The sequence below is a fragment of the Janthinobacterium sp. Mn2066 genome (genome assembly GCF_049319705.1).
Lineage (GTDB): Bacteria > Pseudomonadota > Gammaproteobacteria > Burkholderiales > Burkholderiaceae_D > Janthinobacterium.
This window is the reverse complement of the sequence record NZ_JBMOUF010000004.1, coordinates 144,918-170,366: the sequence shown is the minus strand read 5'-3', so window position 1 is coordinate 170,366 and position 25,449 is coordinate 144,918. Positions and strand designations below refer to the sequence as shown.

The window sequence follows — 25,449 nt, the reverse complement described above, 5'->3', positions numbered from 1 at the left end:
CGATTAAGGTTTATCATGGCGGGGCAACTCCTCAACCCTAACCTCCTTCTTGCCGTACCGCTGGCGCCGCTAGCCGGTGCCGCGATTGCAGGTTTGCTTGGCACCCAGTTCCTGGGTAATTTGGTCGGTCGCAAGACGTCGCATACCGCGACGATCCTGGGCGTACTGATCGCATTCATCCTGTCCGTGCACACGTTGCTGGCAGTGGTGGATGGCGCGACATTCAATGGCACGATCTATAACTGGATGACGATCGGCACCCTGAAGATGGAAGTGGGCTTCCAGATCGATTCGCTGTCGGCGATGATGATGTGCGTGGTCACCTTTGTCTCGCTGATGGTGCATATCTACACGATCGGCTACATGAAGGATGACGAAGGCTACAACCGCTTCTTCTCCTACATCTCGCTGTTCACGTTCTCGATGCTGATGCTGGTCATGGCCAACAACTTCCTGCAACTGTTCTTCGGTTGGGAAGCCGTGGGCCTGGTGTCCTACCTGCTGATCGGTTTCTGGTACAAGCGTCCGACGGCCATCGTGGCCAACATGAAGGCGTTCCTGGTCAACCGCGTGGGCGACTTCGGCTTCATCCTGGGCATCGGCCTGCTGCTGGCGTTTGCCGGCACCATGAACTATCAAGAAGTGTTCGCCAAGAAAGACGCACTGGCATTGCTGACCCTGCCAGGCACCGACTGGGCGCTGCTGACCGTCGCCTGCATCTGCCTGTTCATCGGCGCGATGGGTAAATCGGCGCAATTCCCGCTGCACGTCTGGCTGCCAGACTCGATGGAAGGCCCAACTCCGATTTCGGCACTGATCCACGCCGCAACCATGGTGACGGCCGGTATCTTCATGGTCTCGCGCATGTCGCCGCTGTTCGAACTGTCCGACACGGCACTGTCCTTCATCCTGGTGATCGGTTCCATCACGGCACTGTTCATGGGGTTCCTGGGCATCATCCAGAACGACATCAAACGCGTGGTGGCTTACTCGACCCTGTCGCAGCTGGGCTACATGACCGTGGCACTGGGTTCGTCCGCCTACTCGGTGGCCGTATTCCACCTGATGACCCACGCATTCTTCAAGGCACTGCTGTTCCTGGGCGCCGGTTCGGTCATCATCGGCATGCACCATGACCAGGACATCCGCAACATGGGCGGCCTGCGCAAATACATGCCGATTACCTGGATCACTTCGCTGATCGGTTCGCTGGCCCTGATCGGTACGCCTTTGTTCTCGGGTTTCTACTCGAAAGACAGCATCATCGAAGCCGTCGAAGCGACGCATATCTGGGGTGCTGGCTTTGCCCAGTTCGCCGTGCTGGCTGGCGTGTTCGTCACCGCCTTCTACTCGTTCCGCATGTATTTCCTGGTCTTCCATGGCAAGGAACGTTTCGGCCAGGCGCATGCGCACGGCCACGATGACCACCATGCACCGAAAGCTGCGCATGGCGCCCACGGTGATGCACATGACGACCATCATGAAGAAGAGGAAGAAGACGACCACGCGCACCATGGCCTGGAACCTGGCCAGAAGCCGCATGAATCGCCATTCGTGGTGTGGTTCCCACTGGTGATGCTGGCGATTCCTTCGCTGATCGTCGGTTACCTGGCCATCGGCCCGATGCTGCATGGCGACTTCTTCAAGGGCGTGATCTTTGTCGGTGAAAACCATCCGGCAATGGAAGAGCTGTCGCATGAATTCCATGGCGCGCTGGCAATGGCGCTGCACGGTCTGACGACTGCACCGTTCTGGCTGGCCCTGTCCGGCGTGGTAGCTGCTTACTACTGCTATATGGTCAACCCGCGCGTACCGGCCTGGTTCTTTGCGAAATTCAAGGCGATCCATACCTTGCTGGACAATAAGTACTACATGGACAAGTTCAATGAAGTTGTGTTCGCCGGCGGTGCCCGTTTGCTGGGTAACGGCCTGTGGAACTTCGGTGACAAGAAGCTGATCGATGGCCTGCTGGTCAACGGTAGCGCCAAGCTGGTGGGCTGGCTGTCCTCGCTGTCGCGGGTACTGCAAACCGGTTACATCTATCACTATGCATTCGTGATGATCCTGGGCGTGCTGGGCTTCCTGATCTATTTCCTGCCAGTTTGGCCTGCCAAGTAAGCTGACCTGATAAAAGAATACTGAGAACCATGATGCAGTCTACGATTTCTACCCTACCTCCTTACCTGAGTCTGTCGATCTGGGTGCCGATTATTTGCGGCGTCCTGGTCCTGGCTCTCGGCCGTGACAGCAAAGCGGGTTTTACCCGCTGGCTGTCGCTGGCTGGCGCGGTGCTCAGCATGCTGTGCACCCTGCCGCTGATCCAACATTTCGACAACGCCGCACACGGCATGCAATTCGTTGAAAAAGCACCGTGGATTCAAACCTTCAATATCTGGTACTCGCTGGGTATCGACGGCCTGTCGCTGTGGTTCGTGCCGCTGACGGCGTTCATCACGGTGATCGTGGTGATTTCCGCCTGGCAAGTGATCGAGAAGCGCATCGCCCAGTACATGGGTGCCTTCCTGATCCTGTCGGGCCTGATGATCGGCGTGTTCTGCGCGCTGGACGGCTTGCTGTTCTACTTCTTCTTTGAAGCAACCCTGATCCCGATGTTCATCATCATCGGTATCTGGGGCGGTTCGAACCGTGTGTATGCGTCGTTCAAGTTCTTCCTGTACACCTTCTTCGGTTCGCTGCTGACCCTGGTTGCCATCATTTACCTGCGCACCGTCTCGGGCACCTTCGATATCCTGGCCTGGCACGCATTCAAGCTGTCGCTGAATGAACAGATCTTCATCTTCCTGGCCTTCCTGATGGCGTTTGCCGTCAAGGTGCCGATGTTCCCGGTCCACACCTGGCTGCCAGACGTCCACGTCGAAGCGCCTACCGGTGGTTCCGCCGTGCTGGCCGCGATCATGCTGAAGCTGGGTGCTTACGGCTTCCTGCGTTTCTCCCTGCCGATTACGCCAGATGCAGCGCACTACCTGTCCGGCTTCATGATCACCCTGTCGCTGATCGCCGTGGTCTACATCGGCCTGGTGGCCCTGGTACAAACCGACATGAAAAAACTGGTCGCCTATTCGTCGATCGCGCACATGGGTTTCGTGACCCTGGGCTTCTTCATGTTCAACGACATCTCGGTGCAGGGCGGTATCGTGCAGATGGTGTCGCACGGCTTTATCTCCGGCGCGATGTTCCTGTGCATCGGCGTGCTATATGACCGCATGCATACCCGTAACATCGCCGACTACGGTGGTGTGGTGAACCGTATGCCGAAATTTGCTGCCTTCTTCGTGCTGTTCTCGATGGCAAACTGCGGCTTGCCAGCAACCTCCGGTTTCGTGGGCGAGTTCATGGTGATCCTGGGCGCGGTGAAATTCAACTTCTGGATTGGTCTGCTGGCTGCAACGGCACTGATCTGGGGCGCGGCTTACTCGCTGTGGATGGCCAAACGCGTGGTGTTCGGCAAGATCAAGAACAAGCATGTGGCTGAACTGACCGACATCAACAAACGTGAATTCTTCATGCTTGCTGTGCTGGCCATCGCCGTGCTCGTGATGGGTCTGTACCCAGCCCCGTTCACCGACACGATGCAGACTTCGGTCGCTGACCTGCTCCAGCATGTCGCCGCCGGCAAGCTGACGCCTTAAATACGAAGACCGATAACATGACTAATGCACCTAATCTGGTACCGCTGTACGCGGAAATCTTTCTGCTGATTGCCACTTCGGCCATCTTGCTGATCGATATGTTCTTGCCTGCGGCGAAGCGTAACTACACGTATGCGCTGTCGCTGCTGACCCTGGCAGGCTGCGCCTTCCTGACCGTGGGCGATTTCAACGCCGGCACCACCGTCTACACGTTCAATAATATGTTCGTGGCAGACCCGATGTCGCACCTGCTGAAACTGTTTTCCTACGGCGCCGTGGCGCTGACCCTGATCTATTCGCGCAGCTATGCCACCGACCGCACCATGCTGTCGGGTAACCTGGGCGGCGAGTTCTACGTGCTGGCCCTGTTTGCACTGCTGGGCCAGATGATCATGATCTCGGCCAACAGCTTCCTGATCATCTACCTGGGTCTGGAACTGATGTCGCTGTCGCTGTACGCCCTGATCGCCCTGCGCCGTGACAACGCCAAGGCCACGGAAGCGGCCATGAAGTACTTCATCCTGGGCGCTCTGGCTTCCGGTTTCATGTTGTACGGTATCTCGATGCTGTACGGCGCCACCGGTTCGCTGGACCTGGGCGTGGTGCGTGCAGCGCTGGAAAACGGTACCGCCAACGGCACCATCATGGTCTTCGGCCTGGTGTTCCTGGTTGCCGGCCTGGCCTTCAAACTGGGCGTCGTGCCATTCCACATGTGGGTGCCTGACGTGTACCAAGGTTCGCCAACGGCCGTGACCCTGCTGCTGGGCGCGGCGCCGAAACTGGCGGCGTTCGCCATCACCCTGCGTCTGCTGGTGGAAGGCTTGCTGCCGATGGCACGCGACTGGCAACAGATGCTGCTGATCCTGGCGGTGTTGTCGCTGGCGATCGGTAACTTCACGGCAATCGCGCAAACCAACCTGAAGCGCATGCTGGCGTACTCGACCATCGCGCAAATGGGCTTCGTGCTGCTGGGCCTGATGGCTGGCACGATTCCGATGCCAGGCAATATCCTGAACGCTACCGGCGCTGCTGCTGCCTACGGTTCGGCCATGTACTACGTGGTGACCTATGTGTTCACCACCCTGGGTACGTTTGGCGTGATCATGCTGCTGGCCCGCAATGGCTTCGAAGCAGAAGAACTGGCTGACTTCAAGGGCCTGGGCAAACGCAGCCCGGTGTTCGCGCTGGTGATGACGGCCTTCATGTTCTCGCTGGCTGGCGTGCCGCCGCTGATGGGCTTCATGGCCAAGTACTCGGTGCTGGCCTCGGTGCTGGCTACCGGCCAGATCTGGCTGACGATTGCTGCCGTGCTGTTCTCGCTGATCGGCGCCTTCTACTACCTGCGCGTCGTCAAGATGATGTGGTTCGATGAGCCGACCGACAACAATCCGCTGGTGGTGCATGGCGACATGCGTATCGTGCTGATCCTGAACGGCGTGCTGGTGCTGGTACTGGGCGCCTTGCCTGAAGGCCTGCTGGCTGCCTGCGCTTCGGCCATCAGCAAGACCCTGGCGTCCTGATCGATGGATGTCAACGCTTCCAGCTGGCTGGTCATCGCCCTGGGCATCCTGGGCGCCAACCTGCCGTTCTTTAACGAGAAACTGCTGGCGTTTGTGCCGCTGAAAAAAGCGGCGCAGGCGGAACCAGGCTGGCGCAAGCCGCTGGGACTGCGCCTGCTGGAAATGGTGGTGCTGTACTTCATCGTCGGCGCACTGGCTTTTGCGCTGGAATCGCGCATCGGTAATGGCTTCCCGCAGACGTGGGAGTTTTATGCGATTACCGGCTGCCTGTTCCTCGTCTTGGCCTTTCCCGGTTTTGTGATGAAATACTTGCGCAAACGCCGCTAGCAACATCCCTTAAAACGGCGCCTCGGGCGCCGTTTTTTATTGAACTTGAGGAAACGCATGGATACGAATTTGATAGAAACCAAGGTCGATGGCGACATCGTCTACCAGGGCGGCTTTTTGCAAGTGCAGCGCGACCGGGTGACTTTGCCTGACGGTAGCATCACCGCGCGCGAATTCATTTTGCATCCGGGCGCCGTGGTGATCCTGCCGCTGCTCGATGATGGCACGGTGCTGATGGAGCGCCAGTTCCGTTATCCGCTGGACCGCGTATTTATTGAATTTCCGGCTGGCAAGATCGATGCCGGCGAAGACCATCTGGCGTGCGCCCAGCGCGAATTGCTGGAAGAAACCGGTTATACGGCCAGCGACTGGCAATTCGTGTCCACCATCCATAACGCCATCGCGTATTCCGACGAACACCTGGAACTGTACCTGGCGCGCGGCCTGGTAGCCGGCGAACGCCAGCTCGACGAAGGCGAATTCCTGGAAACGTTTACGGCCACCGTGCCGCAATTGCTGGACTGGGTGCGCGACGGCACGATCACCGACGTCAAGACAGTGATCGGCATCTTCTGGCTCGATAAAATCACCAGCGGCGCCTGGCAGCCGGGCTGATAGCGGATGCGCGTACTCGCCGCCATCGCTCTTGCGCTGCCCATGGTGGGCGCACAGGCGGCAGCGCGCACGCCATTCCAGATCCGTTGCGAAGACACCATCAGCAAGACGGTCTCGGTGCTGACGGCGCAGCAGAACGGCTATAGCATCGACACGCATCTGCCGTACAAGGCGCTGACGGTGATGAAGGGCGTGGCGCGCAGCAACACCTGGGTGCTGGGCCTGACCAAGACGGAATCGCAGGTCGCCATCGCGCTGGCTGGCCCCATGCTGCAAGACCCCGTCAGCGGCTATGAATGCGTGGCGCCGCAGATCGCCGTGAAACTGACCTATGCGCCAGTGGTCATTTATATCGGCCGCGAGTTTGCTCCCGGCACTTGCGCATATGATGAGATACTGGCGCATGAGCTGCGGCACATGAAAACCTATATGGAGCATTTGCCGCGCGTGGAAAAAATCGTCCGCGCCGCGCTGGCCAAACGCTTCGAGGCGCGCCCCTTGTATGCACCGGGCGGCACGGCCAGGGCGGCCCTGGCGCGTGAAATCGATACGGGCTGGTTGCCCTACATCAAGGCAGAAATGCGCAAGGTGGAAGTGTTGCAAGCAGCCATTGATTCTCCGCAGGAATATGCGCGCCTGGGCAAGGCCTGCAATGGCGAAATACAGAATATATTGGCGGGCAAGGTCCCGCCAGGCAAGTAAGGAAAATAATGGCAATAACAACAAGACCGCGCTACGTTGCGCTGATCCCCGCCGCCGGCGTGGGCGCGCGCATGCAGGCGGCGAGTCCCAAGCAATATCTGCCCATCGCCGGCAAGCCCATGCTGCGCCACGCGCTCGACGCCTTTTTGGCCAGTTCGTGGATCAGCCATACCTATGTGGTGGTCAGCGCCGGCGATGAGCAGATCGACGCCGTCGTGCCGGATCATGGCGTGACGGTCCTGCGCTGTGGCGGCGCCACGCGCATGGAGACCATTTTGAACGCCTTGCAAGTGCTGCAGGGCAGCCTGGATGCACACGACCAGGTGCTGGTGCATGACGCGGCGCGGCCCGGGCTGACGCCGGCGCTGATCGCCAAACTGATCACCGAAACGGGCGACCATCCGGCCGGCGGCTTGCTGGCCTTGCCCGTGGTCGATACGGTGAAACGGGCAGGGCACGGCAGCTTGTCGGCGGCCACCGTGCCGCGCGACGGCCTGTGGCTGGCGCAGACGCCGCAAATGTTCCCGTATGCCTTGCTGCGCCGCGCGCTGTCCGAAGCGCCCGACCCGCAAGCGATCACGGACGACGCCAGCGCCGTCGAAGCGCTGGGCCTGTCGCCCAAACTCATCGAAGGCCACCCGCGCAACCTGAAAGTCACCTTGCCGCGCGATATACAGGCGGCCGAACTGTATTTACTCCATTCTTTTTGAAAGTCCCCATGACGACTCCCATCCTCCCTTTCCGCATCGGCCAGGGTTACGACTGCCACGCGCTGGTTGAACACCGCGACCTGATCATTGGTGGCGTGAAGATTCCCCATCACCTGGGCTTGCTCGGCCATTCCGACGCCGATGTGCTGCTGCATGCGATCACCGACGCCATCTTTGGCGCCGCCGCGCTGGGTGATATCGGCCGCCATTTCCCCGATACGGATGCGCAATTCAAGGGCGCCGATTCGCGCACCCTGCTGCGCGAAGCCGTGCTGCGCGTGCGGGCTGCCGGTTATGTGGTGGGCAATATCGACGCCACCATCATTGCCCAGCGCCCGAAGATGGCGCCGCATATCGCTGCCATGTGCGCCAACGTGGCCGAGGACCTGGGGGTAGCGGTGGGCCAGGTGAACATCAAGGCCAAGACCAATGAAAAGCTGGGCTACCTGGGCCGCGAAGAGGGGATTGCGGCCGAGGCGGTAGCGTTGCTGCTGCCGGCTTAAGCTAGCTCAGGCTAGCGATGGCGTGGCGTGGCGCGGCACGCTCAGGTAGAGCACCGCGCGCAGGCCAGGCCGGTTGTCTTGCAGCTCCAGAGCGCCGCAATGCAGGCGCGCCACGGAAGACACGAGCGCCAGCCCCAGCCCCACGCCCGGCGTGCCGCGGCTGCTGTCGCTGCGGTAGAAACGTTCCACCACGCGCGCCCGCTCATGCTCGGGCACGCCGGGGCCATTGTCGGCCACCGTCAGTTGTATCAATTGCTCATTGCAGCGCTGCGCCGTGATGGCGATGCGGCCATGGGCCGGCGCATATTTCAGGGCGTTTTCCACCAGGTTGCCCAGCGCCTGCGCCAGCAGCAGCGGGTCGCCTTCGGTCTGCAGCAAGCCGTGCGGCTCGAACGTGAGGCTGATTTCATTGAGCTCGGCCACCGGCAGGTAAAATTCCGCCACTTCGGCCGTCAGGCGCGCCAGGTCGACGGGGACGAAGCCGCCACGGCGCGTGCCGCTGTCGATTTCGGCCAGCCGCAGCAGCGCGTTGAAGATGGCCATCACGCGGTCGACATCGTTGATGGCGGCGTCGATCTCTGCATAGGTTTCCGCTTCAGGCGGACGCGTGACGGATAATTCTTCCAGCCGGGTGCGCAGTTCCGCCAGCGGCGTGCGCAAGTCGTGCGCGATCGAATTCGACACATCCTGCACGCTGTGCACCAGGTGTTCGATCTGGTCCAGCATGCCATTGACCGTATGGGTCAGCATTTCCAGGTCGTCGCCTTGGCTGGGAGCGGGCAGGCGCTGCGACAATTTGCCGGCGATGATGGCGGTGGTGGTCTGGCTGATGCCGTCTACCTTGTTCAGCATCACGCGCCGTATCAGCAGGGCGCCCAGTATGGCCACCATCAGCACGGTGGCGGCGCAGCCCAGCAAGCCATAGATGAAGATGGCTTCCAGGTTTTCAAAACGGTTCAAGCTGCTGGCAATCAAGAGCCGATAGCCGCCTGGCAAGACGCCATTTGTCAATTCTACATTCTGATACTGGCCAGCGATCATGATGCGCTTGGCGCAAGGCTGGCTATTGCCGTGAACGTTGACAGGCCATTCATCAAGGTTGCCAGCCATTTTCTTGCCGTCCGGCCCCATCAGCAGCATCAGCTTGCCCACGCCCTGGTAGACCGTGCCCGTTTGCGCATTGATGGCGGCCGCCAGCGCTTCGGGACCGTTGCGCAGGTAAAGCTGATGCAAGCGGTGGGTATCCGATTGCAGCAGCTCCGTGCGCACCTGTTCCACATTGGTGGCCCAGCTGAACCACAGGGGGGCGGCAAACATGGCCAGCACGATCAGGCTGACGGCAACATAACCGATGGCCAGGGTGCGCGCAGAGAAGCCGGGCAGGCTCAGGCGCGGTATGAGTCTGGCCAGCAGTCTAGGCATGATCGCTCAGCATGTAGCCAGCGCTGCGCACGGTGCGCAGCAGCTGGGTGGGGAAACCTGCGTCGATCTTTTGACGCAGCTTGCTGATATGGACGTCGATCACATTGGTTTGCGGATCGAAATGGTAATCCCAGACGTTTTCCAGCAGCATGGTGCGGGTCACCACCTGGTTGGCGTGACGCAGCAGATATTCGAGCAGCTTGAATTCGCGTGGCTGCAGGGTCAGCTGGCGACCGTCCCGCATGACCTTGTGGGTCAGCAGGTCGATCGTCAGGCCGCCCAGCGACAAGCTCGTTTCCACGCTTTTTTCCTGCGAGCGGCGCAGCAGCGCATCGAGGCGGGCCAGCAGTTCTCCAAACGCAAAGGGCTTGATCAGATAGTCGTCGCCGCCGCTTTTCAAGCCACGGATACGGTCATCCACGCCATCGAGGGCACTGAGGATCAGGATAGGCACGCGGTTGCCGCTCTTGCGCAGCGTTTCCACGATCACCAGCCCATCTATTCCTCCCGGCAACAGCCGGTCCATGATGATGGCGTCATAGGTGGCGCTGACGGCGTGGTACATGCCGTCGCGGCCATTATCGGCATGGTCGACGGTGTGTCCCGCCTCACTCAAGCCCTTGATGACGAAACGCGAAACGCGTTCGTTGTCTTCCACTAAGAGTAATTTCACTGCCAGCCTCGTCTTGATCAGGTCGCGCTATGCTCGCGCCAGCCGCCGCCCAGTGCCCGGTATAGCTCCAGCATGCTGTTCCAGCGGTTCAGGCGCGCCGTCACGAGCGCGGTTTGCGCATTGTACAGGTCAGTCTTGGCGCTCAGTACGCTCAGATAATCATCGATACCATTGTTGTAGCGCAACTCAGCCAGGGCCAGACGGCGTTGCTGGGTATCGCTGTATTGCTGGCGCGACTCCAGTTCCTTGTCATACGTGCCACGCGCGGCCAGGCCGTCGGCCACTTCGCGGAAAGCCGACTGTACACTTTTCTGGTATTGCGCGACGCCAATATCCTTGCCGATGCGGGCCGCGTCCAGGTTGGCCTGGTTGGCGCCGCCGTCGAACAGGGGCAGCAGCAGTTGCGGCGCGAAGGTCCAGGCGCCCGAACCGGCCTGGAACAGGCTGCCCAGGCCGGAACTGGCCGTACCGGCCGCCGCCGTCAGGGTGATGCGCGGGAAGAAGGCGGCCCGCGCCGCGCCGATATGGGCGTTTTCTGCCCGCAACTGCGCTTCGGCCTGTTGCACATCCGGGCGGCGCAGCAGCAAGTCCGATGGCAGGCCGGCCGGCACGTCGGCCATCAGGGTCAGTTGGCGCAGCGGCACCGGTGGCGGCAGATCGGCTGGCAAGGGTTGGCCCAGCAGCAATACCAGCGCGTTTTCCGCTTGCGCCTTCAGGCGCGTCTGCGCCGTCTGGTTCGCCTGCGCCTGCTGCAGGATGCCCAGCGCCAGGGTGGCGTCGATTTCCGAACCGCTGCCCGTGTCATAGCGCAGCTTGTTGATGCGCCATGATTCCTGGGCCGCCGCCACGGTGGAATCGCTGACGGCCAGCTGTTCGCCGGCAGCCAGCAAGGTCAGGTATTGCTCGCTTACTTGCGCCACCAGCAAGATCTGCGCTGCCTGGCGTGCGTAGGCGGTGGCCAGGTATTGCTCGCGCGCTTCGTCGCTCAGGCTGCGCAAACGGCCAAAGAAATCGGCTTCCCACGAGGCAGACAAGGCCACGCTTTGCGTGTGTAGCGGCGCATGGTTGCGGTTGCTGTCGTCGCTGCTGGACGAATTGTTCTTGCTGTCGCTGCTGCCGGCCGCCAGGCCTACTTGTGGCACCAGCGCGGCGCGCTGCAGTTGCAACTGGGCCCGCGCCTGTTCCACGCGCAGCATGGCCACGCGCAGGTCGCGGTTGTTTTCCAGCGCGATCGCGACCAGGCGGCGCAGGGCAGGGTCGCCTAAGAACTCGGCCCAGCCGGTGTCGGCTGCTGCCGTCGTGTTGCTTGTTGCGCCAGCGCCAGGATAGGCGCTACCGGTGGGGTAGGCCGGCTGCGCCGTCGTATCGGGACGCACATACGGTTCCTGCAGGCTGCAGCCAGCCAGCAGGGCGGCGCTGACGGCGGCCGCGATGGTTTTCAGATAAGTCATTGCGGTGCTCCTTCGACGGCTGCTGCGGCTGGTGCGCCGTGTGTCTCGGCAGTCTTTTTGGACTTGCCTGCCACCAATACATAAAACAGGGGAATCATGAAAGTTGCCAGGAAGGTCGCGCTCAGCATGCCGCCGATCACGCCGATACCGAGCGCTTTCTGGCTGGCCGCGCCGGCGCCGCTGGCCAGCGCCAGTGGCAGCACGCCCAGCACGAAGGCCATCGAGGTCATGATGATCGGGCGCAGACGCAGCTTGGCTGCCTGCATGGCGGCCGTCAGCGAGGTGGCGCCGTGTTCCTGCAATTCGCGCGCAAATTCCACGATCAGGATCGCGTTCTTGGCCGACAGGCCGATGGTGGTCAACAGGCCGACCTGGAAGTACACGTCGTTCTGCATGCCGAACAGGCTGGCCGCGCCCAGCGCGCCGAGCACGCCGATCGGCACCACCAGGATCACCGACAGCGGCACCGACCAGCTTTCATACAGCGCCGCCAGGCTCAAAAACACCACCAGGATGGACAGGCCGTACAGCAGCGGCGCTTGCGCACCGGCTTGCGATTCCTGCAGCGAAATGCCGCTCCACTCGTAGCCTATGCCCGGTGGCAATTGCTGTGCCAGCCGTTCCATCGCCGCCATGGCCTGGCCGGTACTCTTGCCGACCGCTGGCTTGCCCAGGATTTCTGCCGATTCCACGCCGTTATAACGCTGCATGGCCGGCGCGCCCCACGACCAGACGGCCGTGGCAAATGCCGAGAATGGCACCATGTCGCCCTGCTTGTTGCGCACATACAGCAGCTTCAGGTCGTCCGGATTCATGCGGTACTGCGCATCGGCTTGCACGTAGACGCGCTTGATGCGGTTATCGACGTCGAAGAAGTTGTTGATGTACTTCGAACCCCAGGCGGTCGAGAAGGTCTGGTCGATATCGGTCAGGGAAACACCCAGCGCAGCCGCTTTTTCATGGTCGATGTCGATCTTGTAGGTCGGATTGTCGGCCAGGCCCGTGTAGCGCACTTGCAGCAGGTCCGGGTCCTTGCGGGCCAGTTCCAGCAACTGGTCGCGCGCCTTGGCCAGTGCATCGTGGCCCAGGTTGCCGCGGTCCTGCAACTGGAAGTCGAAACCGGATGCCGAGCCCAGGCTGCGGATCGGCGGTGGTTCGATCGGCGTGATCAGGGCGCCCTGGTAGTTGGCGTAGTGGGCGGCGACGCGTGCGCTGAGGGCAGCGACCGACAGTTTTTCGCCCTTGCGCTCATCCCATGGGCGCAGGTGCAGGAACAGACGGCCCAGGTTCTGGCCGCGGCCGTTCGAGTTGGCGCCGTTGATGGTCACCGTGGCATCGACCATCGCGCCTTCGTCTTTCAGCAGGTAGCTGCTCACTTCATCGAGCACGGCGCCCGTATGTTCCTGCGTGCTGCCGGCCGGCGTCTGCACCTGCACGAACATATAGCCCTGGTCTTCGTTCGGCAGGAAGCCGCTCGGCAGTTTCACGAACATGGCGATCACCACGCCGATGATGATCACGTACAGCGCCAGCCACGCGCGCTTGTTGCGCACGATGCTGGCCACGCCGCCCAGGTAGCCGTCGCGGCGGGCGTCGAAGGATCGGTTGAACCAGCCAAAGAAGCCGCCCTTTTCATAGTGTTCCGGGTCAGGGCGCTTGAGCAGCATGGCGCACAGGGCCGGCGTCAGGGTCAGCGCAACGAACACGGACAGCAGCATCGAGGCGACGATGGTGAGCGAAAATTCGCGGTAGATGGCGCCTACCGTGCCGCTGGAGAAGGCCACCGGCACGAACACGGCGCACAGCACCAGGGCCACGCCGATCAGCGCGCTGCTGATCTGGCCCATGGCTTTTTGCGTGGCCTCGAACGGCCCCAAGCCGTCTTCGTGCATCACCCGCTCGACGTTTTCCACCACCACGATGGCGTCATCGACCAGCAAGCCGATCGCCAGCACCAGGCCGAACATCGACAGGGTATTGATGGTAAAGCCCATTGCCGACATCACGCCGAAAGTCCCGAGCAATACCACCGGCACGGTGATCGACGGGATCAGGGTGGCGCGCACGTTTTGCAGGAACAGATACATCACCAGGAACACCAGCACGATCCCTTCGATGAGGGTTTTCACCACTTCCTCGATCGAGACCTTGATGAAAGGCGTCACATCGTTCGGGTACACCACGCGCAGGCCGTGCGGGAAAAAGCGCGACAGTTCTGCCAGGCGCGAACGCACCACATCGGCCGTGGCCAGCGCATTGGCGCCCGGCGCCAGCTGGATACCCAGCGCGGAGGCGCTCTTGCCCTTGTAGCGCACGTCGGCATTGTAGTTTTCAGGGCCCAGCGCGATGCGGGCCACGTCCGACAGGCGCACGCGCGAACCGTCCGGCTGCACCTTCAGCAGGATGCGGCCGAATTGGTCCGGCGTGCGCAGCAGGCTCGCTTCGCTGATGGTGGCGCTCAGTTGCTGGCCTTGCACGGACGGGGTGCCGCCCAGCTGGCCGCCGGAAATCTGTACGTTCTGTGCAGCGATGGCCTGGTTGACGTCGATCGGCGTCAAGCCATAGCTGGTCAGCTTGACGGGGTCGAGCCAGATGCGCATGGCGAACTGGGTGCCGAACAGGGTCAGGCTGCCCACGCCGGGCAGGCGGCTGATCGGGTCCTGCACGTTCGAGGCCACATAGTTGGCGATGTCGAACTTGGTCATGCTGTTGTCGTCGGAAACAAAGCCGGCCACGATCAGGAAATCGTTGGTCGATTTGCTCACGCGCAGGCCGGTCTGCTGCACTTCGGCCGGCAGGCGCGAGGTGGCCACCTGCAGCTTGTTTTGCACCTGCACTTGCGCGATGTCCGGATCGGTGCCGGGCGCGAAGGTCATGGTGGTGGTCGACTGGCCCGTGTCATCGCTGATCGACGACATGTACAGCAGGTTGTCGATGCCGCTCATTTGCTGCTCGATAACCTGGATCACCGTGTTTTGCATGGTTTCTGCGGACGCGCCAGGGAAGGTGGCGGCAATCTGCACTACCGGCGGCGAGACGGGCGGGAACTGTTCCACCGGCAGCTTGAAGATGGCGATGCCGCCGACCAGCATCAGGATCAGCGACAGGACGATGGCGAAAATGGGGCGGCGTATGAAGAAACGTGACATGGTGCCGGCCTTATTTCTGCGCCAGCGCGGCCGCTGGAGCTGTCGTGGCCGCTTCAGGCAATACCTTGACGGCGGCGCCCGGCGTCAGTTTTTGCGTGCCGCCGATGATCACGCGTTCGCCATCCTTCAAGCCGCTCTCGACCAGCCACTGGCCGTGCAGCAAGGTGTTGGCCACCACGGTGCGCAGTTCGGCCTTGCCTTCGGCATTGGCCAGCATCACGGTGGCCTGGCCTTGCGGGTCGCGCGTGATCGAGGAGGAAGGAATCTGCATGACGTTTTGCTGCAAGCCCTGGCCCACTTCGGCACGCACGAACATGCCCGGCAACAGCAGGTGTTCCGGATTCGGGAAGCGCGCGCGCAGGGTCACCGAGCCGGTGGCCGGGTTGACGGTCACGCCGGAAAACTCCAGCGTGCCCTTGTGGGCGTAGGTGGCGCCGTTTTCCAGGGTCAGGTTGACTTCCGCCTGCGCTGTACCGTCGGCCTTCAGGCGCCCGGAAACGAGCGCATCGCGCAGCGCCAGGCCTTCGGCCGACGATTGCTGCACGTCAACGTACATCGGGTCGATCTGCTGCACGGTGGTCAGCAAGGTGGCCGGGCCGCCCTGCACATAACCGCCTTGCGTCACTTGCGACACGCTGCTGCGCCCGGCGATCGGCGAGACCACGCTGGTGTAGCCCAGGTTGATGCGGGCGGTGGTGGTGGCCGCTTTCGCGGCGGCCACGTCGGCAGCCGATTGCAGCTGCGCCGCCAGCGCATTGTCATACGCCTGCTGGCTGATGGCGTTGCCCTTGATCAGTACCTTGTAGCGGGTCAACTGGGCGTCGTTGGTGGCCAGGTTGGCCTCGGCCTTTTGCAAGGCTGCTTCGGCGCTGGCCAGGGTGGCGCGGTAGGGCGCAGGGTCGATCTGGTACAGCGCCTGGCCGGCGCGCACATCGGCGCCTTCCGTGTAGCTGCGCTGCAAGACCACGCCATCGACGCGGGCGCGTACTTCGGCGATCAGGAAAGGCGCGGTACGGCCCGGTAATTCTACGCTGAGCGGTACGGCGCCATGGTGCACCGTCAACACGGTCACTTCCGGCGTGCTGCTGACGGCGGTTTTTTTGGCAGGACTGCAGGCTGCCAGCGCGGTCAGGCACAGGCAGGGAACAAGGGCGGGGCGAAGGCGGAGCAAGGCAGGCATAGACGCATTCCAGAGTCGTGGTGGTAACGGGATTTTGTTGCATTGCACTATGCCTGTCCCCCGCTTACCCCAGCCTTTGCATTGGATTAAAGTTTTTTAATGTTCGGGGAATGTGTTTTGTTCTGCTGAACCATGCTCAGCTGATACTCATGCCATACTTGGCTTTACGGCAAACATGCTGATACGATAAAACTGGCTTTTTTACAGGAGAAACCATGTCCCGAAACAATCCGTTCCCCCGTTCCTTGCGCGCCACCGCCATCGCGGCTGCCCTGTTGTCGCTGGCGTTGCCGGCCCACGCCGAGCTGGCTGCCAGCGGCGAACCGCCTGCCGCGAAACAGGCATGGAAAGCCGTCACCGTGGCCGATGGCGTGCGCCAGCCCTGGGGCATCGCCTGGCTGGGCGATGGCCGCGCGCTGGTCACCAGCAAGCAGGGCAGCTTGCATATCCTGAATGGCCAGCAATTCGAGGCCGTGCCGCTGCTCGGCATGCCGGCCGTGTTTGCGGGCGGGCAGGGCGGCTTGCTCGATATCGCCATCCATCCGCAGGATGCGGACAAACCCCATCCGCGCGTCTACATGACGGTATCGACCGGCACGAATGAGGCCAACCGCACCACCCTGGTGCAAGGCGTGTTCGATGGCAAGCAGGTGACGGGCATCAAGACCCTGTTCAAGGTGGGCACCGACAAGAGCGGCGGCCAGCATTTTGGTTCACGTTTGCTGTGGCTGCCGGACGGCACTTTGCTGATGAGCGTGGCCGATGGCGGCAATCCGCCGCTGCGCATCGGCGACCGCCTGGCGCGCGAGCAGGCGCAAAACCTGGCGACCCACCTGGGCGCCATCCTGCGCCTGACCGATGAAGGTAAACCTGCCTCCGGCAACCCTCTGGCGGCCAAAGGCGCGGTGCCGGAACTGTGGTCGATCGGCCATCGCAATGTGCAGGGCCTGGCGCGCGATCCCGTCTCGGGCCGCGTGTGGGCCACGGAACATGGTCCGCGCGGCGGCGATGAGTTGAACCTGATCGTCGCTGGCGGCAACTATGGCTGGCCCTTGCAGGGGTATGGCGCCGATTACCAGACGCATGAGCCGGTGGGCAAACATGAAGTGGCCGGCATGATCAACCCGACCGTGGCCTGGGTGCCGTCGCCGGCGCCGTCCGGCCTGGCGTTTTATACGGGCGACAAGATCCCCGCCTGGCGCGGCAGCGTATTTAGCGGCGGCCTGGCCTCGAAGGATATCCGCCGGGTCGCGCTGGATGAAAACGGCAAGGTGACGGGACAGGACAGGCTGGCCATCGGCGCGCGCGTGCGCGACGTCAGGCAGGGGCCGGACGGTTATCTGTATGCCCTGACCGATGAAGAGAATGGCCGCTTGCTGCGCATTGTTGCCCAGTAAGCGTACCACCGGCGCCGTCTTCGCTTAAGATGGCGCCTTTGTTTGTGAAAAGGTGGCGGCATGGCCCGTGATACATATGCATACCGGCAAGTGGCGGTGGAATCGCGCGAAGTAAGGGGCAGAGTGGAAATTCGCCCCGTGCCCGGGCAGGCGTTTTCGCCCGAGCTGTCGGTGCAGTGTTCGCGCCGCTTGAGCGACCTGGACAGCTATCCGCTGGGCAGCCGTTTTCTGCTGTTTGCCAAGCTGACGGACCGCCTGGGCGGCCCGCCTTTTTTATACGCCTATCATGGCGACGCCGATGTGCCGATGACGCCGGCCGACGTGAAAAAGTTTCTCGGCGAATTCAAGCGCGGCCGTATCTAGGCTAGGCCTGGGCTTCGCAGGCGCGGCCATCGGCTGCTTGCGTGCCGGCCCGTTCCCTGCCAAAGATCCAGATCGTCAGCGCGCAGCCGAGAGCGAACAGTCCGCCGAGCACCATCGCGCTGACCAGGCCCAGGTGGTCGACCGAAATGCCTCCCACCAGCGCGCCGACTGCCAGCGACACTTGCACGATGCCCACGAACAGGGCGCTGCTGCCTTCCATCAGGTGCGGCGCCGCCTTGTACATCCAGGTTTGCACCGAGATCGGCATGGCGCCAAAACCAAAGCCCCAGATCGTGACGATCAGCATGGCGGCCAGCTGGTTGCTGCCGAAGCCGGCCAGCGCCAGGGTGGCCAGGCCCAGCAGCACGCCTGTGAGTGCCAGGGTCGCCCGTTCGCTGCGGCCGGCCGCCCAGCCGCCGATGATGTTGCCAATGAAGCCGGTCACGCCATACACCAGCAGCATGGCGCTGATGGTGCCGGCTGTCAGGTGCGAAACTTGCGTCAGGAAGGGCGCGATATAGGTATAGGCGGCAAACTGGCCCGTAAACAGCATGGCGGTGGCGATCAGGCCCAGCCTGGCCTTGCGGATGCTGAAGATGATCGGCAACTGGCGCAGCTTGATCGCTTGCGTGGGCGGCAGCTTGGGCAGCAGGAACAGTTGCGCGATGAACACCAGCACGGCAATCGCGCTGGCCGCGCCAAAGGCCACGCGCCAGCCCACCAGTTCGCCGACCAGCGCGCCGGCCGGCACGCCGGCCACCGTGCCCAATGAGACGCCGGCAAAGATGATGGACATGGCGCGCGGCGCATGTTGCACCGATACCAGGCGCGGCCCGATGGCCGTGCCGATGGCCCAGAAACCGCCCACGCCCACGCCCAGCATGGCGCGGCCCAGCAAGATCCAGCCAAACGAGGGCGCCAGCGCCACCAGCAGGTTCGACGCCACCAGCAGGGCGGTCAGGGCCAGCAGCACGATGCGCCGGTCCAGGCGCCCGGAACCGACGGTGACGAAAATGGCGGCAAAGGCGGCGATAATGCCGGGTGTGGTGACCATCAGCCCCGCCTGGCCCTTGCTGATGGCCATCTCGGCCGCTATCGCTGGCAGCAGGCCGACCGGCAGGAATTCGGAAGTGACGAGGGCGAAGGCGCCGATGCCGACCGATAAGACGGATAGCCACGGCCCCAGTGCGGTATCGTCCTTGAGGGGGGCCTCGCTGGGGGGCGTGGTCGGGGAAGAAGGTAGTTGCATGTCATACTCCAGAAACAGATGGGTGGCGATGGTGTTTTTAACCGGTCGGTATATAATCGGGTAAGTCGCACCTCGTTGTCAATTAATTTTTTACCGATCAGTAAAAAACAAACTATGAAGCAAGATAAAAAAACCGAGACAAGTACCGTCAAGGCCAAGACAGGCCGGCCACGCACGTTTGATGAAGACGAGGCGCTCGATTGCGCCATGAAAGTGTTCTGGGAGAAAGGTTATGAAGGCAGTTCGCTGCCCGAATTGACGCGCGCCATGGGCATGAACCGGCCCAGCCTGTATGCCGTGTTTGGCAACAAGGAGCAGTTATTCCACAAGGCGCTGGAGCGCTACAGCGATACGCGCATGCAGTTTTTCGATGCAGCGCTGGAACAGCCGACGGCGCGCCAGGTGGTCGAAGCGCTGCTGACCCAGTATGTCGATGCGCAGACGGCGCCGGACGGCCCGCATGGCTGCATGGGCGTCAATGCGGCGCTGGCCTGCAGCGACGATGCCTTGCCGATCCGCGATGAATTGTTTGCGCGCCGGCTGCGCGGCGAGATCAGGCTGCGCGAGCGCTTGCAGCGTGCCAGGGATGAAGGGGATTTGCCGCCCGATGCGTGCCCGGAACAGCAGGCGCGTTTTGTGGTGACCCTGTCGCAGGGCATGGCCATCCAGGCGGCGGCAGGGGTGTCGCGGGCGCAATTGCACCAGATGGTGGCTTTGTTGCTGCGCAATTGGCCCTTGTAAGCTGATCAGTCGATGCTGCGCGCCAGGTCGCTGGGGGCCTTGCGCCGCCAGGCTGCCGTCAGGGCCACGGCCAGCATGTCCAGTTCGGCATCGGCCAGGCGCACGGTAATGCCGGCCAGGCGTTCGCCCCACCATAGTTTCTCACAGCCGGACGGCGTGATGACGGTGGCGATGTGCGCCGCTTCCGCATCGAGCAGCACGTTGATGTGGTCGTCGTCGGGCAGGGTGGCAAAGATCTTGCCACCGACGCGAAAGGCGGGCCGGTCATGGTGCTCTTCCTCGGTGGTGTCGGGGAACGACAGGGCCAGATAGCGTAGTTCTTCCAGATCAACCATTTCCTCTTTCTCCCTTGCGGACGAATCGTAGCGTGTATCCATTTTGCCATGCTGTTTCATTGCGTGGTGCGCCTTGGTGTGAAAAGAAACAGACATCTTGTGACAGCGGCGGCATTTCCTGTGGTGCAAAAACGACAAGGCGCGGTGTGAAAACGGACTGGTCCTGGCCTGTCCACAGAGCTGGGAGACATTGCTTCAAAAGAATATTTAATGATAAAAAATAATTTTCTTAAGAAGTAATTAGGCTAGAATACAAACGTTGTTTGTTCCGATCCGTCAACCGTTTGATCTTGTCCCGGTAACCCGAACCCTTGCCAGGACAATGCAGCGCTCTGCGCCGCAGCCCCGTTTTTCTGAAGGGAGATCATGCCACCGGCCGCTCATCCTCTTTGACATTGCCAGCGCAGCGCTGACACGCCTCAACATAGCGTGGCCCAGCTGAGGCGCTTCCATGCCCTGATTGGATACCATCATGAAAAATTATTTCAAAGCCGCGCTCTGCCTGACCGCCGTTGCTGCGTTCGCGCATGCCAACGCCAGCACCATTCTGTTTTCCACCGGCTTTTCGGAAGCCGGTCCGCAAGCCAGTGCCGCCGCCTATCGGGAGGTAGTCGACGCGGCCATTGCCGCACCTGTCAAAGGCTACGGTACGGCCATGATCAGCAGTTACGATAACGTCAAGAATAGCAAGGTGTTCGGCAGCGGCGACAACGTGGCGTTCAAGTCGAGCATTAATTTTGGCGTCAGTGCGGCCCAGGCGGGAATCTGGAATTTCCGTGCCGGTGTCGATTTCGGCAAAGGCGGCGCGCTGTTCGTCGATGGCGTGGCGCTGGATTTCAAGGCGAACGACATGGTGTGGGGCGGCAGCTACGCCAACCCCGGCCAGTATCTCAGCGCTTCAGTCCACCTGGCGCCAGGCAACCATGTGTTGAGTATTTATGGCGTGGAAGGTTGCTGCGATGGCAGCCAGCAAGTGCAGTTCCAGTACGGGAAGGGTAACTTCACCAGTTTCGGCGCTTCCGACGGCCTGGTGTCGATCGTGCCGGAACCATCGACCTACGCCATGCTGCTGATCGGCCTGGGCTTGCTGGGCTTTACGGCGCGCCGCACCCAGACGGTCCAGTTCAGGGCCTGAGCGCCACTGCTCCAGATTGACAAAGCCCGCGCATGCAGTACTGCATGCGCGGGCTTTTTGTTGTCTGGCCAGTGCGGAGAGTAGGCGCAGAAATCAGCTGTAGCTTGCGGATAATCGCATCGGATTTACGGCCGGGGATTAGCATCGCTGGAGTGCAGGCCCGTATGTTCTTTCCAGCCTCTTTTATTATTTTTATGGCATTATTCGCGAGGCGATGGGTAAGGGGTACGAATATTTTCGTAAAAATCCAAGCATAATACGAGGAACGTCGTATTATGAATAATCGAATGGGCTACAAATACGCGCGACAGAAGGTATTGCAGGCCCTGAGCCTGTGCGCCTACTCTCACGAAGTCCGGCATGCTATCGACGCCAAGAATCTTTTGCATAGCGGTGACATTACCCCAGAGGAAGTGATTAGCTTGATTAAATCGAGTTCGGGAGCGGACTATTCAAGCAGCATGCATCATGTTGTGCAAAGTGTCGAGGTGCACGTCATCCGATGCAGGAAGTGGTATATCAAGTTTTACTTTGTTGATCCCGACACGGTCTTTATCAGCGTACGTCAGTGAGGAAATCATGAAACTTTTGCAGGCAGGCGACAAGAGCCAAGCGATTTGCTACGACTGCAAGGCGCTGGTGACGACCACCTATCGGCGCAGGGATGTGCCTTTCAGCGATGGCGTGGGTCTCGCGAAAGATATCCTGGCAGGGGTTTGCGATCTCTGTGACCGTGTCGTGTCCACTCCTGCGCAATCGACGCCCGCAATCAAGGCCAGCCGTGACAAGGCGATGGTGCCAGTGGAGGCGCAGTTGCCGGCGATTTACATGGATGCGCTGGATTTGGCTTGCTACCGTGTTGATCCATCCGTGAGTCCGGATTTCAGGAAGCGTTTATTGATGTACTACGTCAGCAAGTCCAGCAAAAGCGCAGCCTGGTCTGCGCGGCTGGTGGGGGCCTTGCAGAAAAAAACCGAGTTTGAGGTGCTGGCGGAGCCTGCGCGCAGGCGACTGTCGATCAAGGTGACGCAAGCGATGGCCGATGAAATCGCCGCTGTGATGAAAACTACCAGCTTGAACAAAACTGACCTGATGAAATCAATCGTGTTGCAAATCAACGAGGATATTATCAAGCCGAAGGTCCCCAGGTATTTCGGGGAGCTTCAGACTTTGGCACTGGTTGCCAACTGTTAGTTTTCCGGCGCCTTGGCGGCACGCGTATCAGCCGTCGCTGCCGCCATCGCCACCATCGCCGCCGTCGCCATCCTCATCGTCATCGCCACCCTTGCCGCCTTTGCCCCGTTCGGCATCGACGCCCTTCTTGAGCGCGGCGCCCTCCTTGAAGAACGATTCCGTCGTATGGTCGGGCGCCAGGCGCAGTACCGGTGGCGACAGTTCCGACATATACAGCTCGTCAGCCAGGCGGCCATTGAGTTGCAGATTGCTCAGCAGGACCAGCGCCGAGCCGAGAATGGCCAGCACCACGCTGGTGACGGCAAAGCGGCGCGGATGCTGTGGCTTGATCGTGCACAGGTGGAAATAGATCATGCAGCAGACGATGACGATGAACATATGCCGGCCGTAGCGCGTCAGCGATTCCAATGAGAACGAATACGCCACCATGCTGCTGCCCAGTTCCCACACTTCCATCGCCACCAGGCCGCAGCCGATGATGAACAAATGGCGGCCGAAGCGGGCCACCTGGCCAAACAAACGGTTGGCCACGGCCCAGATCGAGGCCCACACCAGGCCGGCGGCCAGCGCATAGGTGAGGATTTGCAGATAGGAAATTGGATCGAAATTGTCGGCGTCGCCCAGCCAGTTGCTGAAGATGGCCGACAGGCCGATCATGACCAGGCCCGTCAGTGCTGGCTTGGTGCCTTCCCAGCCATGCATGGTGGTGTCGCTTTGCTCGGGCGCAACCGGGTGGTCGGCCGCGCGCACGCGCAGCAGGGTATGGCCCAGGCGCACGATGCTGTTGCCCGTCAGCGCCACTTGCAACTGGCGCTTGCCCTGGTGGATTACGCCATTATGGCTGCCCAGGTCGCGCAGCTGCAAGCCGCCTTGACCATCGTCCTCGATGATGGCGTGCTCGGCCGCCGTATGGGCGTCGTCGAGGATAAAGTCGTTGTCATAGCCGCGCCCCAGGCGTATCGGCAAGCTGTCGAGACGCTGGCGCTGCTGCACTTCGCCATTGGCGGCCAGGATTTCAATGAAGTAGGGTGGACGCATTATTTGCCTCCCTTGTCACGCGACAATGCTTCGAGGAAGGTACGCGTGGCGCGCATGCCGTTGTCATACGACACGCCGCGCACGTCGATGCGGCTTTGCAGATTCATCAATGGTTCATCGGTGCTGGCGGCCAGCAGGGCGAAGTCATACAGGCCGGGAAACTTGCGGTAGGCGCGCACGCACATGACGGCGCGCAGCGGCAGGCTGGCGTTTTTCACGAAACGTTCGGTGCACTGCGGGCCCGTCAGCTGGGTGCTCTTGTAGCTGCCAAAGCTTTCATTCTTGAATGAAGTGCTGGCCAGCTGGGCAAAGCGCAGGGCGCCCAGCTCGTTGCTGCGCAGGAATTCATGGCGCATCGACACCTGTCCCGTTTGCAGGGCGCCGGAAATATAGATCGCCGATTCCATGGCACAGCTGGTGTTGTCTACCGTATACGGTTTGTCCGCTTTCACGTTCGAGCGGCCCCAGCAGCGCATCTGGTCCGACTCGCGCACCGGCACGCGGTACGGCCCCATGGCTTTCAGGCTCAAGGGCGTATCGAGCAGGCGGTTGATCATGACTTCCTGGTGCGCCAGCAATTGTGCGGTGACCAGCGGCTTGAAATCTTTCGGCGGCTTGTCCTGGTGCGCGACCTTGTCCAGCAATTGCTGGGCGTAGCGGGCGGGCACCAGGAAACTCACCAGTTCGCCATCCAGGCGCTTGGAAACGTTGATGCCGGCCACGTCGCCGCTGGCGGTGACGCTGGGCCCGCCGCTCATGCCGGCATTGATCGGTCCCGTAAACATCAGCTGATCGTAGAAGCTGCGCGTGACGACGCCGTTGTAGGCGCCTTCGGAAATGGCAAAGCCCAGATCGAGCGGATTGCCCATCGAATACAGATACTGGCCTTGCGTCAGCTGCGCCAGCTGGGCCGGCATCTTGAAAAAGCCCGTGCCGTGACGGTTGACGCGCAGCACGGCCAGGTCGTGCAGCACGTCGACGGCCAGCAATTCCACATTGCCGCGCTGGCCGCTGGTGTCCACCCATTCGCCCACATAGGTGTCCGGATCAAGCGCGAATTGCGAGACCACGTGGTAATTGCTGACCACCAGGTTACCCGTGCCGATCAAAAAGCCCGAGCCGACCGACGATTGCGTGCGGCCGTTTTTCAGCAGCACGCGGATTTGCAGGATGTCGGCGCGGGCTGCCGTGTACAGCTTTTGCGCAGCCGACGAGGGCGGCGGCAAGGCGGCGTGCTCAGCCGCAGCAGTGGCTGGCGTGGCGGCAGCCGCCTTGGCGGCCGTGGTGGCCGGGGCGGCGAAGACGCTGGCGCAGGTCAGGCTGGCCAGCAGCAAGGCAAATTGTGAGTATTTCATGCATCCTTCGAGCGTGAGCAGGAGCGAAGCCAGGGCGGGCCGGCGTCTGGAATGATCCAGGCGCCGGCCAGGGCATTACAGGGCGCCGTCTTCCAGCGCGGGCGCCGTTGCCGGCGTCATCATGTGGCCCAGTTTAGCCGCTTTGGTATTGAGGTAGTGCTGGTTGAAGGCATTGCGGTTGACCAGCAGCGGCACGCGCTCGGCCACCACGATGCCCAGCGCTTCCATGGCGGCAATCTTGCGCGGATTATTGGTCATCAGGCGCAGGCTGGCGATGCCGAATTGGCCGAACATCGGCTTGCACAGCGCATAGTTGCGTGCATCGGCCTTGAAGCCGAGCTGTTCATTCGCCTGCACCGTGTCGGCGCCCGCTTCCTGCAGGCGGTAGGCGCGGATCTTGTTGATCAGGCCGATGCCGCGTCCTTCCTGGCGCAGATACAGCAAGATGCCGCGGCCTTCTTCGGCGATGCGTTTCAGCGCGCCTTCAAGCTGGGCGCCGCAATCGCAGCGTTGCGAAAACAGCACGTCGCCCGTCAGGCATTCGGAATGCACGCGCGCCAGCACCGGTTCGCCGTTGCCGACGTCGCCCAGCACCATGGCCAGGTGTTCCTTGCCCGTCGCGTGTTCGATAAAGGCGTGCAGCGTGAACTGGGCCCACGGCGTCGGCAGTGCACAGGAAGTCGTGTAATCCAATTGGCCTGTGGTCAGGATGTCCGCGCCGCTTTGCATGGTTGTGCTCA

General features: G+C 61.6%; 24 protein-coding genes. 14 read left to right on the top strand and 10 right to left on the bottom strand.

Going from position 1 to position 25,449, the window contains the following annotated elements; translation table 11 throughout:
- The first annotated feature begins 15 nt into the window (after positions 1–15).
- From nuoL to ispF, 8 genes are read left to right on the top strand one after another with little or no spacing between them, the layout of a single operon-like run.
- Positions 16–2,118 carry an NADH-quinone oxidoreductase subunit L gene (nuoL, locus tag ACL9RI_RS09250; protein ID WP_422726287.1) on the top strand — a complete coding sequence of 701 codons (2,103 nt, stop codon included), beginning with the start codon at positions 16–18 and terminating at the stop codon, positions 2,116–2,118.
- A gap of 29 nt (positions 2,119–2,147) precedes the next feature.
- Entirely contained in the window at positions 2,148–3,650 is a 1,503-nt protein-coding gene (locus tag ACL9RI_RS09245; protein WP_300759162.1) for an NADH-quinone oxidoreductase subunit M, read from the top strand.
- Positions 3,651–3,667: 17 nt separating this feature from the next.
- On the top strand, positions 3,668–5,170 hold the full coding sequence (gene nuoN, locus ACL9RI_RS09240) for an NADH-quinone oxidoreductase subunit NuoN (protein WP_422726286.1): 1,503 nt from the start codon (positions 3,668–3,670) through the stop codon (positions 5,168–5,170).
- A gap of 3 nt (positions 5,171–5,173) precedes the next feature.
- A complete protein-coding gene (locus tag ACL9RI_RS09235; protein ID WP_422726285.1) occupies positions 5,174–5,497 on the top strand; it encodes a DUF2818 family protein in 324 nt (107 codons plus the stop codon).
- Between the two features lie 57 nt (positions 5,498–5,554).
- On the top strand, positions 5,555–6,112 hold the full coding sequence (locus tag ACL9RI_RS09230) for an NUDIX domain-containing protein (protein ID WP_422726284.1): 558 nt from the start codon (positions 5,555–5,557) through the stop codon (positions 6,110–6,112).
- 6 nt (positions 6,113–6,118) lie between these two features.
- Positions 6,119–6,814: a hypothetical protein gene (locus ACL9RI_RS09225; RefSeq protein WP_422726283.1), complete on the top strand. Its 696-nt coding sequence runs from the start codon at positions 6,119–6,121 to the stop codon at positions 6,812–6,814.
- 8 nt (positions 6,815–6,822) lie between these two features.
- Positions 6,823–7,524, top strand: a complete 702-nt coding sequence (ispD, locus tag ACL9RI_RS09220; protein WP_422726282.1) for a 2-C-methyl-D-erythritol 4-phosphate cytidylyltransferase — start codon at positions 6,823–6,825, stop codon at positions 7,522–7,524.
- A gap of 8 nt (positions 7,525–7,532) precedes the next feature.
- Positions 7,533–8,027, top strand: coding sequence for a 2-C-methyl-D-erythritol 2,4-cyclodiphosphate synthase (gene ispF, locus ACL9RI_RS09215; protein WP_422726281.1), 495 nt, complete (start codon positions 7,533–7,535; stop codon positions 8,025–8,027).
- Positions 8,028–8,033: 6 nt separating this feature from the next.
- Here the strand turns inward: ispF and ACL9RI_RS09210 are convergent, their stop codons facing one another.
- Genes ACL9RI_RS09210 through ACL9RI_RS09190 form a run of 5 tightly spaced genes read right to left on the bottom strand, consistent with a single transcriptional unit; the run spans position 8,034 to position 15,902 of the window.
- Positions 8,034–9,449, bottom strand: coding sequence for a sensor histidine kinase (locus ACL9RI_RS09210; protein ID WP_422726280.1), 1,416 nt, complete (start codon positions 9,447–9,449; stop codon positions 8,034–8,036).
- A complete protein-coding gene (locus ACL9RI_RS09205) occupies positions 9,442–10,122 on the bottom strand; it encodes a response regulator transcription factor (protein WP_183748414.1) in 681 nt (226 codons plus the stop codon). The genes ACL9RI_RS09210 and ACL9RI_RS09205 overlap by 8 nt, the downstream gene beginning before the upstream one ends.
- 17 nt (positions 10,123–10,139) lie before the next feature.
- Positions 10,140–11,573 carry an efflux transporter outer membrane subunit gene (locus ACL9RI_RS09200; RefSeq protein WP_422726279.1) on the bottom strand — a complete coding sequence of 478 codons (1,434 nt, stop codon included), beginning with the start codon at positions 11,571–11,573 and terminating at the stop codon, positions 10,140–10,142.
- The gene (locus ACL9RI_RS09195) at positions 11,570–14,722 is read right to left on the bottom strand and encodes an efflux RND transporter permease subunit (protein WP_422726278.1); all 3,153 of its coding nucleotides are present in this window, start codon (positions 14,720–14,722) and stop codon (positions 11,570–11,572) included. The genes ACL9RI_RS09200 and ACL9RI_RS09195 overlap by 4 nt, the downstream gene beginning before the upstream one ends.
- A 10-nt stretch (positions 14,723–14,732) precedes the next feature.
- A complete protein-coding gene (locus tag ACL9RI_RS09190) occupies positions 14,733–15,902 on the bottom strand; it encodes an efflux RND transporter periplasmic adaptor subunit (RefSeq protein ID WP_422726277.1) in 1,170 nt (389 codons plus the stop codon).
- Positions 15,903–16,117: 215 nt separating this feature from the next.
- Here ACL9RI_RS09190 and ACL9RI_RS09185 point away from each other — a divergent pair, with 215 nt between their 5' ends.
- A complete protein-coding gene (locus ACL9RI_RS09185; protein ID WP_422726276.1) occupies positions 16,118–17,299 on the top strand; it encodes a PQQ-dependent sugar dehydrogenase in 1,182 nt (393 codons plus the stop codon).
- Positions 17,300–17,359: 60 nt separating this feature from the next.
- The gene (locus tag ACL9RI_RS09180; protein ID WP_422726275.1) at positions 17,360–17,662 is read left to right on the top strand and encodes a hypothetical protein; all 303 of its coding nucleotides are present in this window, start codon (positions 17,360–17,362) and stop codon (positions 17,660–17,662) included.
- Between the two features lies 1 nt (position 17,663).
- On the opposite strand, the gene ACL9RI_RS09175 is transcribed toward ACL9RI_RS09180, so the two are convergent.
- Positions 17,664–18,911, bottom strand: coding sequence for an MFS transporter (locus ACL9RI_RS09175; protein WP_422726274.1), 1,248 nt, complete (start codon positions 18,909–18,911; stop codon positions 17,664–17,666).
- A gap of 114 nt (positions 18,912–19,025) precedes the next feature.
- Between ACL9RI_RS09175 and ACL9RI_RS09170 the strand changes: the two genes are divergently transcribed.
- A complete protein-coding gene (locus ACL9RI_RS09170; protein WP_422726273.1) occupies positions 19,026–19,652 on the top strand; it encodes a TetR/AcrR family transcriptional regulator in 627 nt (208 codons plus the stop codon).
- A gap of 5 nt (positions 19,653–19,657) precedes the next feature.
- On the opposite strand, the gene ACL9RI_RS09165 is transcribed toward ACL9RI_RS09170, so the two are convergent.
- The gene (locus ACL9RI_RS09165; RefSeq protein ID WP_183676104.1) at positions 19,658–19,987 is read right to left on the bottom strand and encodes an MmcQ/YjbR family DNA-binding protein; all 330 of its coding nucleotides are present in this window, start codon (positions 19,985–19,987) and stop codon (positions 19,658–19,660) included.
- Between the two features lie 472 nt (positions 19,988–20,459).
- Here ACL9RI_RS09165 and ACL9RI_RS09160 point away from each other — a divergent pair, with 472 nt between their 5' ends.
- From ACL9RI_RS09160 to ACL9RI_RS09150, 3 genes are all read left to right on the top strand, one after another.
- Complete coding sequence (locus ACL9RI_RS09160) at positions 20,460–21,122, top strand: CCXG family PEP-CTERM protein (protein ID WP_422726272.1); 663 nt, start codon at positions 20,460–20,462, stop codon at positions 21,120–21,122.
- A 275-nt stretch (positions 21,123–21,397) separates the two neighbouring features.
- Positions 21,398–21,694: a hypothetical protein gene (locus ACL9RI_RS09155; protein ID WP_422726271.1), complete on the top strand. Its 297-nt coding sequence runs from the start codon at positions 21,398–21,400 to the stop codon at positions 21,692–21,694.
- 7 nt (positions 21,695–21,701) lie between these two features.
- Complete coding sequence (locus tag ACL9RI_RS09150; RefSeq protein WP_422726270.1) at positions 21,702–22,316, top strand: hypothetical protein; 615 nt, start codon at positions 21,702–21,704, stop codon at positions 22,314–22,316.
- Positions 22,317–22,343: 27 nt separating this feature from the next.
- Here the strand turns inward: ACL9RI_RS09150 and ACL9RI_RS09145 are convergent, their stop codons facing one another.
- The 3 genes from ACL9RI_RS09145 to ribA form a co-directional block, all read right to left on the bottom strand.
- Entirely contained in the window at positions 22,344–23,354 is a 1,011-nt protein-coding gene (locus ACL9RI_RS09145) for an FHA domain-containing protein (RefSeq protein ID WP_422726269.1), read from the bottom strand.
- Positions 23,354–24,709 (bottom strand): S1 family peptidase, encoded by a 1,356-nt coding sequence (locus ACL9RI_RS09140; RefSeq protein WP_422726268.1) that lies wholly within the window; start codon positions 24,707–24,709, stop codon positions 23,354–23,356. Before ACL9RI_RS09140 ends, ACL9RI_RS09145 begins: the two co-directional genes overlap by 1 nt.
- Before the next feature lie 75 nt (positions 24,710–24,784).
- Positions 24,785–25,438 carry a GTP cyclohydrolase II gene (gene ribA, locus ACL9RI_RS09135; protein ID WP_422726267.1) on the bottom strand — a complete coding sequence of 218 codons (654 nt, stop codon included), beginning with the start codon at positions 25,436–25,438 and terminating at the stop codon, positions 24,785–24,787.
- Between the last annotated feature and the right edge of the window lie 11 nt (positions 25,439–25,449).

Coding starts and splice junctions, on each gene's coding strand:
- nuoL (WP_422726287.1), top strand. CDS start 16: ATGGCGGGGCAACTCCTCAACCCTAACCTCCTTCTTGCCGTACCGCTG.
- ACL9RI_RS09245 (WP_300759162.1), top strand. CDS start 2,148: ATGATGCAGTCTACGATTTCTACCCTACCTCCTTACCTGAGTCTGTCG.
- nuoN (WP_422726286.1), top strand. CDS start 3,668: ATGACTAATGCACCTAATCTGGTACCGCTGTACGCGGAAATCTTTCTG.
- ACL9RI_RS09235 (WP_422726285.1), top strand. CDS start 5,174: ATGGATGTCAACGCTTCCAGCTGGCTGGTCATCGCCCTGGGCATCCTG.
- ACL9RI_RS09230 (WP_422726284.1), top strand. CDS start 5,555: ATGGATACGAATTTGATAGAAACCAAGGTCGATGGCGACATCGTCTAC.
- ACL9RI_RS09225 (WP_422726283.1), top strand. CDS start 6,119: ATGCGCGTACTCGCCGCCATCGCTCTTGCGCTGCCCATGGTGGGCGCA.
- ispD (WP_422726282.1), top strand. CDS start 6,823: ATGGCAATAACAACAAGACCGCGCTACGTTGCGCTGATCCCCGCCGCC.
- ispF (WP_422726281.1), top strand. CDS start 7,533: ATGACGACTCCCATCCTCCCTTTCCGCATCGGCCAGGGTTACGACTGC.
- ACL9RI_RS09210 (WP_422726280.1), bottom strand. CDS start 9,449: ATGCCTAGACTGCTGGCCAGACTCATACCGCGCCTGAGCCTGCCCGGC.
- ACL9RI_RS09200 (WP_422726279.1), bottom strand. CDS start 11,573: ATGACTTATCTGAAAACCATCGCGGCCGCCGTCAGCGCCGCCCTGCTG.
- ACL9RI_RS09195 (WP_422726278.1), bottom strand. CDS start 14,722: ATGTCACGTTTCTTCATACGCCGCCCCATTTTCGCCATCGTCCTGTCG.
- ACL9RI_RS09190 (WP_422726277.1), bottom strand. CDS start 15,902: ATGCCTGCCTTGCTCCGCCTTCGCCCCGCCCTTGTTCCCTGCCTGTGC.
- ACL9RI_RS09185 (WP_422726276.1), top strand. CDS start 16,118: ATGTCCCGAAACAATCCGTTCCCCCGTTCCTTGCGCGCCACCGCCATC.
- ACL9RI_RS09180 (WP_422726275.1), top strand. CDS start 17,360: ATGGCCCGTGATACATATGCATACCGGCAAGTGGCGGTGGAATCGCGC.
- ACL9RI_RS09175 (WP_422726274.1), bottom strand. CDS start 18,911: ATGCAACTACCTTCTTCCCCGACCACGCCCCCCAGCGAGGCCCCCCTC.
- ACL9RI_RS09170 (WP_422726273.1), top strand. CDS start 19,026: ATGAAGCAAGATAAAAAAACCGAGACAAGTACCGTCAAGGCCAAGACA.
- ACL9RI_RS09165 (WP_183676104.1), bottom strand. CDS start 19,987: ATGGTTGATCTGGAAGAACTACGCTATCTGGCCCTGTCGTTCCCCGAC.
- ACL9RI_RS09160 (WP_422726272.1), top strand. CDS start 20,460: ATGAAAAATTATTTCAAAGCCGCGCTCTGCCTGACCGCCGTTGCTGCG.
- ACL9RI_RS09155 (WP_422726271.1), top strand. CDS start 21,398: ATGAATAATCGAATGGGCTACAAATACGCGCGACAGAAGGTATTGCAG.
- ACL9RI_RS09150 (WP_422726270.1), top strand. CDS start 21,702: ATGAAACTTTTGCAGGCAGGCGACAAGAGCCAAGCGATTTGCTACGAC.
- ACL9RI_RS09145 (WP_422726269.1), bottom strand. CDS start 23,354: ATGCGTCCACCCTACTTCATTGAAATCCTGGCCGCCAATGGCGAAGTG.
- ACL9RI_RS09140 (WP_422726268.1), bottom strand. CDS start 24,709: ATGAAATACTCACAATTTGCCTTGCTGCTGGCCAGCCTGACCTGCGCC.
- ribA (WP_422726267.1), bottom strand. CDS start 25,438: ATGCAAAGCGGCGCGGACATCCTGACCACAGGCCAATTGGATTACACG.